Source organism: Streptomyces sp. NPDC048257, assembly GCF_043201855.1.
Lineage (GTDB): Bacteria > Actinomycetota > Actinomycetes > Streptomycetales > Streptomycetaceae > Streptomyces.
Genome location: NZ_JBICZI010000022.1, coordinates 91,774 through 103,238 on the forward strand (window position 1 = coordinate 91,774; position 11,465 = coordinate 103,238).

At 71.4% G+C, this 11,465-nt stretch carries 10 protein-coding genes; 6 read left to right on the forward strand and 4 right to left on the reverse strand.

What is annotated here, in order from left to right:
* The first annotated feature begins 109 nt into the window (after nt 1-109).
* The 6 genes from ACGFZK_RS30195 (at nt 110) to ACGFZK_RS30220 (ending at nt 7,202) form a co-directional block, all read left to right on the forward strand.
* Entirely contained in the window at nt 110-2,011 is a 1,902-nt protein-coding gene (locus ACGFZK_RS30195) for a BTAD domain-containing putative transcriptional regulator (protein ID WP_393852023.1), read from the forward strand.
* A 94-nt stretch (nt 2,012-2,105) separates the two neighbouring features.
* Nucleotides 2,106-2,594, forward strand: coding sequence for a PhzA/PhzB family protein (locus ACGFZK_RS30200; protein WP_393852024.1), 489 nt, complete (start codon nt 2,106-2,108; stop codon nt 2,592-2,594).
* A gap of 5 nt (nt 2,595-2,599) precedes the next feature.
* Nucleotides 2,600-2,932, forward strand: a complete 333-nt coding sequence (locus ACGFZK_RS30205) for a hypothetical protein (protein ID WP_393852052.1) — start codon at nt 2,600-2,602, stop codon at nt 2,930-2,932.
* Nucleotides 2,929-3,561: a phenazine biosynthesis FMN-dependent oxidase PhzG gene (gene phzG, locus ACGFZK_RS30210; protein ID WP_393852025.1), complete on the forward strand. Its 633-nt coding sequence runs from the start codon at nt 2,929-2,931 to the stop codon at nt 3,559-3,561. Before ACGFZK_RS30205 ends, phzG begins: the two co-directional genes overlap by 4 nt.
* A gap of 109 nt (nt 3,562-3,670) precedes the next feature.
* Complete coding sequence (locus ACGFZK_RS30215) at nt 3,671-4,507, forward strand: PhzF family phenazine biosynthesis protein (protein ID WP_393852026.1); 837 nt, start codon at nt 3,671-3,673, stop codon at nt 4,505-4,507.
* A gap of 184 nt (nt 4,508-4,691) precedes the next feature.
* Nucleotides 4,692-7,202, forward strand: a complete 2,511-nt coding sequence (locus ACGFZK_RS30220; RefSeq protein ID WP_393852027.1) for a LuxR C-terminal-related transcriptional regulator — start codon at nt 4,692-4,694, stop codon at nt 7,200-7,202.
* 42 nt (nt 7,203-7,244) lie between these two features.
* Here ACGFZK_RS30220 and ACGFZK_RS30225 read toward each other — a convergent pair whose 3' ends face one another.
* The 4 genes from ACGFZK_RS30225 to ACGFZK_RS30240 all read right to left on the reverse strand — a co-directional run bounded on the left by ACGFZK_RS30225 (nt 7,245) and on the right by ACGFZK_RS30240 (nt 11,444).
* Nucleotides 7,245-8,522, reverse strand: coding sequence for a 3-deoxy-7-phosphoheptulonate synthase (locus tag ACGFZK_RS30225; RefSeq protein ID WP_393852028.1), 1,278 nt, complete (start codon nt 8,520-8,522; stop codon nt 7,245-7,247).
* Complete coding sequence (locus tag ACGFZK_RS30230) at nt 8,519-10,474, reverse strand: anthranilate synthase family protein (RefSeq protein ID WP_393852029.1); 1,956 nt, start codon at nt 10,472-10,474, stop codon at nt 8,519-8,521. The genes ACGFZK_RS30225 and ACGFZK_RS30230 overlap by 4 nt, the downstream gene beginning before the upstream one ends.
* Entirely contained in the window at nt 10,471-11,100 is a 630-nt protein-coding gene (locus tag ACGFZK_RS30235) for an isochorismatase family protein (RefSeq protein WP_393852053.1), read from the reverse strand. The genes ACGFZK_RS30230 and ACGFZK_RS30235 overlap by 4 nt, the downstream gene beginning before the upstream one ends.
* Nucleotides 11,101-11,195: 95 nt before the next feature.
* The gene (locus ACGFZK_RS30240; protein ID WP_393852030.1) at nt 11,196-11,444 is read right to left on the reverse strand and encodes a phosphopantetheine-binding protein; all 249 of its coding nucleotides are present in this window, start codon (nt 11,442-11,444) and stop codon (nt 11,196-11,198) included.
* Nucleotides 11,445-11,465: the final 21 nt, after the last annotated feature.

The window sequence follows — 11,465 nt, forward strand, 5'->3', positions numbered from 1 at the left end:
GTTGAGCTTCGACTCACGTTGGATTCAATTCGACTTGAGGTCACCTGAGTTGGCGCGGTCTGCTCGGTGTGAGCCCCGAGACGGCACCCGCGCTCGGACGAGGGAAGACATGGAACTTCGCATTCTCGGACCGATTGAAGCGCTGAACGACGGCCGGGCCCGGTCGCTCGGCGGGATGCGGCCCAGAACCCTGTTGGCGGCACTGGTGATCGCCGGCGAGCGCGGACTGGCCGAACACGAGATCCACCAGGTGTTATGGGGAACCGCTCCGCCCGCGACCGTGCGGGCCCAGGTGCACACGTATGTTTCGCGGCTGCGCAAGGCGCTGGGAGACGCGGTGGAACTCGTCCGGTTGCCGAACGGGTACGGGCTGATGTCGAGCGGGGCGACAGTGGACTACCTGGAGTTCGGGAGCCTCGCGGCCCGCGGCCGCGCCGTCTTCGCCGTCGGGGGTATGGCCCAGGCCGCCGATCTGTTCACGGCCGCGCTGGGGCAGTGGCGCGGGCCGGCCCTCATCGGGGCCACGGAGTTCCTTGAGGCATCGGAGGCGCCTCAGCTTGAGGAACTCCGAATGTCCGTTGTGGAGGAGAAAGCGGCCGCCGACCTCGCTCTCGGCCGTGCCCGGCGGGTTGTGGAAGAACTCGGCCCGTGCATGGCGCAGTTCCCCTTCCGGGAGGGGCTGAGATCCCTGCTGATGACCGCACTCTCCCACTGTGGCCGACAAGCCGAGGCCATCGCCGTCTACCACGAGGGCCGGGCGGTCCTGGCCGAACACCTCGGCGTGGATCCGGGAGAGGAGCTGAACAGCACCTTCCAGTCCTTGCTCGCCGGTACCCTCATCGCGCACCCGCCGCTTCCCGGGCGCGCGGACCATCCGGCCCGGCCCGGGCCTGTGTCCTCGCGCGAAGAGGCGTGCACGGCGCTGCCCCCTGACCTCGTGGACTTCACCGGCCGGCACGCCGAACTGCGTCGGCTCAGGGAATGGCTGAAGCCCGCACCGGACGCCACCGGTTGCGCCGGGCCGGTCGTGGTCACCGGCCTGGCCGGGAGCGGCAAGACCGCACTGGCCGTGCGGGCCGCGTACGGGATCGCTCCCGCCTACTCCGAGGGCAGGTTGTTCGTCCGCTGCCGCGACGCTTCTGGATGCCGGCGTCCGCCGGCCGACATCGCCGGAGACCTGCTGAGAGGGCTGGGTGAACAGGTGGACCCGACGGCGGGTCCGGCAGAGTGCGTTCGGCGATTACAGACCCGGCTCACCCAGAGCCGCTGCCTGGTCGTTCTGGACGACGCCGCCGACGAGGCACAGGTGCATGCCCTGGTCCCGGGCAGCGGACGGGCCCAGTTCCTGATCACCGGACGACCGAGGTTCGCCACACTGCCCAGGGTGCGCGTCATGGCCTTGGGCGGCCTCCAGCCGCGCGAAGCGATGGACCTGCTCGACGGGATCGCGCCCGGCGTGGCCGGCTCCCAGGGCGACGCCGAGCGGTTGGTCCGCCTGTGCGATGGCCACCCCGCCGCCATTCGTGCCGTGGCGGCCCAGCTGATCGCCAAGCCCCACTGGACGCCCGCCCACCTCGCTGACCGATTGGCCGACCCCTGCCGCGACACCCTCGGCCTGCTGCGGGTCGGTGAGCTTGACGTCGGCGCGACGCTGCTGCGCAGTGCCGCCGGACTCCCGGACGGCCCGCGCCGTGCCCTGCGGCGGCTGGCGCTCCTCCAGGCCCGGCGCATCACCGTACGGGCCGCGGCCGCCGCACTGGAACTGCCGGTGTCGCAGACCGAAGACCTTCTCGAACTTCTGGTGGACGCCCACATGCTGGGTGTGGCCGGATCGGCGGGGGAGGACGGCTTCGTCTTCGAGCTGCCCGGCCTGCTGATGTGCCTGCTGACGGCCGATGGAGTGGGCGGGGGCGCCAGGCATCTGCGAACCGAGGTCATCCGTCGGCAACCAGAGTCGAACAGAGCGCCCCGACCGGCGCTCCCCGCGGTGGCCGGCAGCCGTTGCGTATAGCTGCTATATCGCGACCGACAGTCGGTATATAGCGTCCTTTCAGATCATTTATCGGCCAGTTGAGCTGTGTGTCCCCTTCACAGGAGGTTCTGTCGTGTCCGACACCCCCCCTCGTCCGGGCTTCACCGACCATGCGGAACTCCGGCGCACCAACCGGGCCACGGTCGAGACGTACATGCAGACCACGGGTCAGGACCGCCTCAAGCGCCACCTGCTCTTCGTCGAGGCGGGGGAGGGCGGCCTCTGGACGGCCGACACCCCCGAACCCATAGTCATCCGGGGCCGCGACCGGCTGGCGGAACATGCCGTTTGGTCCCTCGAATGCTTCCCCGACTGGGTGTGGTTCAACATCCAGATCTTTGAGACACAGGACCCCAACCGCTTCTGGGTGGAGTGTGACGGTGAGGGGGCGATCCACTTCCCCGGCTACGAGCCCGGCCACTACAAGAACCATTTCCTCCATTCCTTCCTGCTGGACCGGGGGAAGATCGTGCAGAACCGCGAGTTCATGAACCCCTTCCACCAACTGCGGGCGCTCGGCATCGAGGTGCCCGTGGTCCGGCGTGAAGGGATCCCCACGTGAAGGCCATGATCGCGTGGTGGGATCTCACGCCATCCGATCAGACCATCGAGTCGTTGCGCGGCTTCCTGAGTGACGAGGCCGCCGCAGCCTGGTCCGACCAGCCCGGACTGGTGCTGAAGCTGTGGATCGCCGACGACGAGAACAATCGCTGGGGAGCGGTCCTGGTCTGGGAGTCCACCGAGGCAGCCGCACCGCCGCACCCCCGCAGCGCCGCCGAGCTGATCGGCTACGCGCCCACTCACCGTGCCTGGTTCGACATCGAGGCGACCGCCGTGGGATGGCGCGATCTGTCCTCCCTCGCCGGCCTGGGCCGGGCCCTGGAGGTACCCGCACGATGACGACGACATCGAACGAGCCCACCGGTCCGGCCCCCGTCCGCGAACCGGAGGAGTTCCGTACGCCCCCGGCCGACCCGCTCGCCCTGCTGCGCAGCTGGCTCGACCGGGCCCGCGATGAGGTCCGCGAACCGGGCGCGCTCGCTCTGGCGACCACCAGCGCGGACGGCCGCGCCTCCAGCCGGATCGTTCAGCTCAACTCCCTGTCCGATGCGGGCCTCGTCTTCACCAGCCATCGAGGAAGTCCCAAGGCCCGTGAACTCGCAGCTCAGCCCTGGGCGTCCGGCGTGCTCTACTGGCGCGAATGCGGTCGGCAGATCGTCGTGTCCGGCCCCGTCGAGCAGCTGCCCGCCGTGACCTCGGACGCCCTGTGGGCGGCCCGTCCCGTCAGTACGCACGCCATGTCGATCGCGTCGCGGCAGAGCGAGGTGCTGGAGGACGTCGAAGCCCTGCGAGCCGATGCCCTGCGGCTGGCCGCACTCGGCCCGCTGCCCAGGCCCGAGCCGTTCGTGGGCTACCAGCTCGTCCCGCACGGCCTGGAGTTCTGGGAGTCCAGTCCGGACCGGCTGCACCGCCGCCTGCGCTACGACCGTCAGGGAGACACCTGGTCGGTGGTCAGGCTCCAGCCATGACCTCGTGCGCGCCGAGTGGCAGTCGGTATCCCTCGGGCAGCCACCGGCCGCGCCACGGCCTGAGCGCCTTGCTCCCCGCCCTGCTCGAAGCGAAGGGAACCCACTGACCATGCGCCAGTACGTCGTCGCGGACGCCTTCACCCACACGCCGCTCGAAGGGAACCCGGTTGCGGTCTACTTGGACGCTGCCGACCTCACCGCACATCAGATGCAGTGCATCGCTCGCGAGATGAACCTCTCGGAGACCACCTTCGTCCTGCCGCCCGAGCACGGAGGACACGCCCGCATCCGGATCTTCACTCCCGTCAACGAGCTGCCGTTCGCCGGTCACCCCATGCTCGGCACCGCCCAGGTCCTCGGCGAGGAACGGCAGGCCGCCAGTCTGCTGCTGGAGACCGCCATGGGTGACATCCCGGTGGAGTTGGAGCGTACGGGCGACCGGATCACCCGCGTCCGGATGTGTCAGCCGATACCCACGTGGGAGCCGTACGCGCAGACGCCCGAGCTTCTCGCCTCCCTCGGCCTGCGCGACTCGACCCTTCCGGTCGACATCTACTGCAACGGCCCCCGTCACGTCCTGGTCGGTCTGCCGAGCGTCGCGGCTCTCGCGGCCCTGCGCCCCGACCACCGTGCCCTGACCGCGTTCCCGGATATGGCCGTCAACTGTTACGCCGGCAGCGGCAACACCTGGCGCACCCGCATGTTCTCACCGGCGTACGGCGTGGTCGAGGACGCCGCCACCGGATCCGCGTCCGGACCGCTGGCCATCCATCTGGCCCGGCACGGGTTGATCGAGGACGGTACGGAGATCGAGATCGTCCAGGGTGCCTGGATGGGCCGCCCCTCCACCATGTACGCGCGGGCGACCCGTGAGGATGGCCGCGTCACGTCGGTCGAGATGAGCGGAAGCGCGATTACCGTCGCGCGCGGAACCCTCCTCCTCTGAGGACCCGGACACACCGAGGGAAACGGAAGGCACAACCATGCCCTGGGGGACCGCCACCTCCGCAGACTGGCCGACAGCGGGCCGGGAAACCGAACTCGGCCATGTGGAAAGGGTGCTCGCCGGACCACGAGGGGTCCTTCTCAGCGGCGAATGGGGGGTAGGCAAGAGCCGGCTCCTGCAAGCCGTGCTGGAGCGGGCGGCGGCGGGCGGCGCCCCGACGCGGTGGGTGAGCGGTGCCGTCCCCACCGGCGCCAGCGGCTCCCTGGCAGACGTCCTCAAGGAATTCCCGCGCGTGCCCCAGGGGGCACCCGCTGCCCCGCTGGTGCTCGGCCTCGACGACGCGCACGTCATCGATGCGGCCGTCGCGGCCTGCCTGTACGCGCTGGTCCGGGACGGTCGGCTCAGGCTGGTCGCGGCAGTCCTCTCGGGCGTGGCCATGCCCGGTGACATCAGTGCCCTGTGGGTCGAGCGTCTCGTCGAACGCGTTGAAGTGCTCCACTTCGACCGGACCGCGACTGCGAAGGTGCTCCAGTCCCGGCTCGGCGGCCAGCCGTCGGCCGTCTCCATGGAGCGGCTGTGGTCTGCCACGCGCGGTAACGCCCTGCTTCTCCGCGAACTGACTGACGCTGCCCTCGCCACCGGAACCCTCCGCAACGAGGGCTCCATCTGGCAGTGGCGCGGAGAGCTGCCTGCCGACCCCATGGACCGGCCGGCGGCCCTGGTCCAGCTGCGGCTGGGTGCCCTGCGGCCGGACGAACGCGAACTCGTTCAACTCGTCGCACTGGGCGAACCGTTGGAGGCGGACCTTCCTGTCGCTGCAGGGCTGGCCCAGGCCGCCGAGTCACTCAACCGCCGCGGCCTCGTCGTGACCGAACGCGTCGGCCGCAGGCTGCGTCTGCGGCTCGCCTACCCTCTGTACTCCGCGGTGGTCCTGCGTGCCATGCCGGAACTCGAAGGCCGCCGACTGCGCCGTCAGCTCGCCGACGCCATCGAAAGCGTGGGCATGCGGCGTCACGAGGATGCCCCACGGGTGGTCGACCTTCGGCTCGCCGCCGGCCAGACACCCCCCACCGAACAGTTGCGGGCCGCCGCTGAACACGCGCTGCGCCGCTTCGACTTCGGCCGGACCGAGGCGCTGGCCCGAGCCGCTCTGTCACACGCGGACAGCCCGGACGGCGTGGCGACCGTACCTGTGCGGCTCGTACTCGGGCAGGCCCTCCAGGGCCAGGGGAGGCATCGCGAAGCCGAGCGGGTGTTCGCAAGCGTCCCCGCCCGGTCATCGGCCAGGAGCGAGGAGGCCCTTGCCATCCGGGCGGTGAACATGGCCTTCGGGCTGGGCCGTACGGCCGAGGCCGTGGGCATCGTCGAAGGCGGCCTGCTCAGCGCGCGGGGCCGGGGCAGACTTCGGTTGCTGGGCGCGCGCAGCCTGCTCGGGTTGCTCGAGGACCGGTTCGAGGACGTCTCTGACGCGGCGGGGACCGCGCGGTTCCCTGCCGAGGCCGCCCGCGAGAGCCTGGTCACCGTCCCTGCGGCCTTCGCCCTGGTCGAGCGGGGCGACCCCGCGACGGCCGCCCGGCTGCTCTCCGGGTTGCCCCTGGATCACGACAAGCGTCACGGCTCCGTGGATACGGCCGCCCAGTGGATGCGGACGTACGCCGCTCTCCACACGGCTGGGGTCGCCGCGGCCGCCGCCCGCCTCGGCGGTATGCATTGGTGGGACGAAGGCGATCCGCAGGGCCGGGTGCGCGCCGCACTGCTGCGGGTCCGGCTGCACCGCGCCCGCGGCCACTGGGACGCGGCCGTGGAGGAACTGCGCCGGGCCGCCGCCGTGGATGCGGTCCCCGACTGGCTCGCGGCCCCCTCGTGGACACTGGCCCAGCTCGCCGCCGCCCTTGCCGAGGCGGGCGAGCACGCAGAGGCCGTACGCACCCTCGTCGAAGTCCGTTCACTGGAGGGTCAGGGCGTCGGCTATCCCTTGGCGCAGGACGGGACGGCCATCGAATCCGCCCTGGTGCACGCGCATGTCGGCGATCGTGCCCGGGCCGTGCACCTTGCCTTGTCGGTCGCCGCGACGGCCGGTACGGCCGGGCGGCGTGCCCAGGAGGTCGCGGCGCTCCATCTCGCCGCCCGGCTGGGCGCCGCCGAAGAGGCCGTGGCAGCGCTGCCGGACGGCTCCGTGTTTTCCGGTACGACGGCTCTTCAGGCCCGGCACGTACGGGCGCTGGCATTGCGGGACGGTGATGCCCTGGAGGAGCTCGCCGAACGCTGCGCGGCCCTGGGCTTTCATCCACTCGCCGCTGAGGCCGCCGCGCAGGCCGCCCAGGTCCACCAGACCGGCGGCCGGCAGAGCCGTAGTCGCGCCGCCCGGCTGCTGTGTCAGGAGATCACGGTTTCCACGGGGGTGACCCTGCCGCCGTGGGTCGCCGCACCCGGTGGCGGCCGCACGGATCTCACCACCGCCCTGACCGTCCGGGAGCGCGAGGTCGCCGCCTTGGTGGCGGCGGGCCTGAGCAACCAGGAGGTCGCTGACCGGCTGTACGTGTCGGTCCGCACCGTCGAGAACCATCTGCACCGGACCTATGGAAAGCTGGGGATCACCGCTCGTTCGGAGCTGGCCCACCGGCTCGACCCCCCGGGGCCGCAGCGGAGAGTGGGCGGCGCCCGCTCCAGGCTCGCGGGCCGCCGCCGTTCCTGACCGTCGGCACGGTCGGTGGTGCGGGCCGCTCCCTGTCCGCCGTCACGGTCGGTTGGGGGTGCGGGTGTGGCTCCTGCCGCGCCCTGCGATGCGCGCCGCGAGCCTGCCGAGTTCGAGGGATTGTTCCCGGTTCAGCCGGGGGTCGCATGCGGACGCGTAGCGCAGGGGCAGGTCCCCCAGGCCCGTGCCCCCGCCGCCGCCCACGCACTCGGTGACGTCCTCTCCGGTCATCTCCACGTGGATGCCGCCAGGATGCGTCCCCAGCGACCGGTGTACCTCGAAGAAGCCGGCGATCTCGGCGAGGATGTCGGAGAAGGCGCGTGTCTTGTGGCCGGAGGGGGCGGTGAAGGTGTTGCCGTGCATCGGGTCGCACACCCAGCCCACCCGCGCGCCCGACGCGGTGACGCGGTCCACCAGATCCGGCAGTGCCTCGCGCACCCGGTCCGCGCCCATGCGGACGACGAAGGTGAGCCGTCCCGGCTCCGCGTCCGGGGCGAGTCGTCGCACGAGTTCCAGGGCCTCGTCCGGGGTGGCCCGCGGGCCGAGTTTCACCGCGACCGGGTTCGCGATGCCTGCGAGGTAGTCGATGTGGGCACCATCGGTCTGCCGGGTCCGCTCGCCCGCCCAAAGGAGGTGTGCGGAGCCCGCGTACCGGGCGCCGGTGCGCGGATCGAGCCTGGTCAGCGCACGCTCGTAGTCCAGCAGCAGGGCCTCGTGGGAGACGAAGAACTCTCGCGGTCGCAGGGGGAGGTCGGCTTCGATGGCCGTTCCGGGACCGACTGCCACGGCCGAGAGCGCCCTGATGCTGTTGAGGGTGGCGGCCGCCGCTCCATACATCCGGAGCATCCGGTACGGGTTCGGTGTGCGGAGCGCGGCGGAGAACTCCAGCCCGTTGACCGCGTCGCCCCGGTAGGCGGGCAGCGCGACGTCGTCGCGCACCTCGGTGGGCTGGGACCGCGGTTTGGCGTACTGGCCCGCGATCCGGCCCACCACCACGACCGGCAGCCGCGTACCGGCCGTCAGGGAGCCGGCCATGGCGAGGAGCGTGTCCAGCTTGGCCGCCACCGACTCGGCGCTCAGCGCGTCGAACGTCTCGGCGCAGTCGCCACCCTGGAGCAGGAACGCCTCGCCGCTCGCGACCGCGGCCATCCGGGCCGTGAGCCGGTCGCACTCGGCGGGTAGGACCAGCGGCAGGTAGCCGGCCAGCCGCCGGGTGACGTCGTGGACGGCCTCGTCGTCCTGCCAGCCCGGGTGCTGTGCGACGGCCGGGGCCGTCACTGTGTGCGGCAGCGAGCTGCCGGTGACCAGGGAGGAGCTCATGCGGTGGCCTCACGATCTCGTGGAAACTCGGTCGAGGGCGCCATCACGGTGCTGATGAGCCCTTCGAGGATGCCGATGCCGTCGCGGGTCATCACGGACGCGGGATGAAACTGGACCGAGGCGAAGCCGGGTCCGCGCAGCGCGTGGATCTCACCCGTCGTCCCGTCCCGGCACACCTTCACCGGGCCGGGCCGGGCCGGGTGGCCGCTGACGGCGTCGGCCGACGACACGGCTGCGAACGTGTTGTAGAAGAACACCTCCTCGCGCTGCCCGAAGAGGTCGATGGTGCGCTGTACCCCCTGGTGGGGGACGTCCTTGCGGACCAGAGGAAGGCCCAGGACGCCGCACAGTGCCTGGTGGCCGAGGCAGACCGACAGAAACGCGGTGCCCGCCTCGAGCAGATTCCGTGTCTGCGCCCGGAGGTGGGCGATCTTCGGGTTGCCCACCTCGCGTGGGTCACCCGGTCCCGGTCCCACGACCACGAGGTCCTGTCCGGTCAATGAGTAGTCCTCGTCGAACCGCCGTACGCTCACGTCGAGTCCGAGTGCGCGCAGAAGCGTCGCACCCATGGCCGAGAAGGTGTCCTCGGCGTCGATCAGCAGGGCTCGCCGGCCCGCCAGGTGCGGCGGCCGGGGCGAGCGGTCGCCTGGCGACGACTGCCAGAAGCCGGCCAGCGGGTCGTTGCGTGCCCGCAGGGCGCGGGAGACGCGCGGGTCGGCTCCCAGCGGTCCGGCCTCCGGACGGCTCGGTGGCCGTTCGTCCGGCGCCCCGCCGTCGAAGGCGGCGAGCAGCCCGGCGGCCTTGGCACGGGTCTCCTGGGCCTCGGACACCGGGTCCGAGTCGCGTACCAGGGTGGCTCCCACGCCCAGCCGCAGCCGGCCGCGCTGCGTGATGTCCGCGGTACGGATCAGGATCGCGGAGTCGAGCCGGCGTTGCCCGTCGGCGTCCCTCCCGAGCAGGGCGGCGACTCCGGCGTAGTAACCGCGGCCGTCCGGCTCGTACTTGCTGATCACGCGGCAGGCGCTCTCCAGGGGACTGCCGGTCACCGTCGGTGCGAAGAGGGTCTCGTGCAGCACCGCGCGCGGGTCCGCGTCGCAGCGCCCTTCGATGAAGTACTCGGTGTGGGCCAGATGGCTCATTTCCCGCAGCTGTGGCCCGGCGACCCGGCCGCCCTCGGGGCAGAGCCGGCTCATCATCTTGAGTTCCTCGTCGAGCACCATGTAGAGCTCGTTGCGCTCCTTGCCGTCCTCCAGGAACTCCAGTGCGGCCGCGGGGGTGGCACCGCCGTGCGGGTAGCGGTAGGTGCCGCTGATCGGGTTCATCACGGCGGTGCCCCGGTGCAGTGTGATGTGACGCTCCGGACTGGCGCCGATCAGGGTCCGCCCACCGAACCGGATCAAGAACGTCCAGTACGCGCCTTGGGAGTTGCGCAGCAGCCGCCCGTAAAGGGCCAGCGCCGAAACGGCCGACCAGTTGTTGATCCACGCGGTATAGGTGCGTCTGAGGACGAAGTTCGCGCCGGCGCCCGTTCCGATCTCGTCTTCGATGATCCGGCGCACCGTCTGCGCGTACGCGTCGTCGTCGACGTCGAACGTGCCGCCCCGTACGGTGAGCGGCAGGTCCGGCAGCCCTTCGAGGAACGCGTCCAGCGTCACGGTGCTCTGGTCGCGGATGTCCATGACGAGCAGCTCCTCGCCATCGTCCGGGCATTCGTAGCCGCGCTCCGCGATCTGCCGGTAGGGCAGCAGGACCAGCTGCTCGTGGGGCCCGCCCCCGCGCGCCTCCGGTACGGGGACGTCCGCGAGGGTGGCGGCCGGCGTCACGTCGCCGATGAGCACGTCGAGTGCGTCCCCGGCGCCGGCCTCGGGGCGGTGCAGCAGGGCGAACGCGTCCGGCGCGTCCTTGCCGGTCAGCCGGTTCACCAGGTCGGCCACCGTGCCACCCCCAGTCATCGAGGGGCTCCCGCGTCAGGGGCCGCAAAGGCGGATAATACGGTCTTCGCGGGTAGTACCACGGAGCAGCGGGCCGCCGCGTACTCCAGCGCCATGCGGTGGTCGGCCTCGCCGAAGTCCGCCACCGCGTCGGCGACGAGGAACGACTCGATGTCACGGGCCAGGGCATCGCAGGCGGTCTGGAGCACCCCGATGTGTGCGTACACGCCGCACAGGACGAGCTGGTCCCGGCCCTGTGCGCGCATCAGCTCCCGCAAACCCGTGCGGTAGAAGGCGCTGGGCCGCCACTTGGTGAGAACGTGATGCCCGGCGGCGGGCCCGAACCGCACGGGGAAGCCCCGGTGCTCGGGTGCAGCACTCATGCCGGGCCCCCAGAAGTCCGCCAGCAGGCCTCGTTGCAACGGGGTCATGTCGCCGGGCTGTGCGGTGTACGCGACCGGCACGCCTCCGGCGGTGGCGGCCTGCCGCAGCGCCGTCACTCGGTCCTCCAGGCCCGTACGCGGTTCCTGGCCGGGTGGCAGGAACCGCAGGAAGTAGTGCTGCATGTCGTGGATCAGCAACAAGGCGCGGCGCGGGTCGACCTTCCAGGTGGCCGTGTTCTCCGGCAGGTCGGTGGAGGCGGGCATGGGGTAGGCGCGGATGGCGGGTATCGCGGGTGCGGCGGAGAGCGTCAAGGTCCTGGCTCCTTTCGCGGGTCGGTGCGGGAGGGGGACGGCCGGGCTCAAGAGTCCGCGGTGACGGCGGCGACGTGCCGGACCCAGCCCTCGATGGTGGGGTCGGCCACGAGGGACTCGAACTTCACGGGAATGCCGCCGCGGCGCCAGCGCCCGCTCAGCCGCATCAGGTCGAGCGAAGTGAGGCCCAGCAGAACGAGGTTCGCGTGGTCGGGGATGTCATCCGGCTCGGGGCTGATCAGCGCGGCGACCGCCGCGCGTATCTCGTCCGCCGAGCGGGGGGCTTCGGTGTTCATGATGAGGTCGGCCTTTCCGTG

Coding starts and splice junctions, on each gene's coding strand:
- ACGFZK_RS30195 (WP_393852023.1), top strand. CDS start 110: ATGGAACTTCGCATTCTCGGACCGATTGAAGCGCTGAACGACGGCCGG.
- ACGFZK_RS30205 (WP_393852052.1), top strand. CDS start 2,600: ATGATCGCGTGGTGGGATCTCACGCCATCCGATCAGACCATCGAGTCG.
- phzG (WP_393852025.1), top strand. CDS start 2,929: ATGACGACGACATCGAACGAGCCCACCGGTCCGGCCCCCGTCCGCGAA.
- ACGFZK_RS30215 (WP_393852026.1), top strand. CDS start 3,671: ATGCGCCAGTACGTCGTCGCGGACGCCTTCACCCACACGCCGCTCGAA.
- ACGFZK_RS30225 (WP_393852028.1), bottom strand. CDS start 8,522: ATGAGCTCCTCCCTGGTCACCGGCAGCTCGCTGCCGCACACAGTGACG.
- ACGFZK_RS30230 (WP_393852029.1), bottom strand. CDS start 10,474: ATGACTGGGGGTGGCACGGTGGCCGACCTGGTGAACCGGCTGACCGGC.
- ACGFZK_RS30235 (WP_393852053.1), bottom strand. CDS start 11,100: ATGCCCGCCTCCACCGACCTGCCGGAGAACACGGCCACCTGGAAGGTC.
- ACGFZK_RS30240 (WP_393852030.1), bottom strand. CDS start 11,444: ATGAACACCGAAGCCCCCCGCTCGGCGGACGAGATACGCGCGGCGGTC.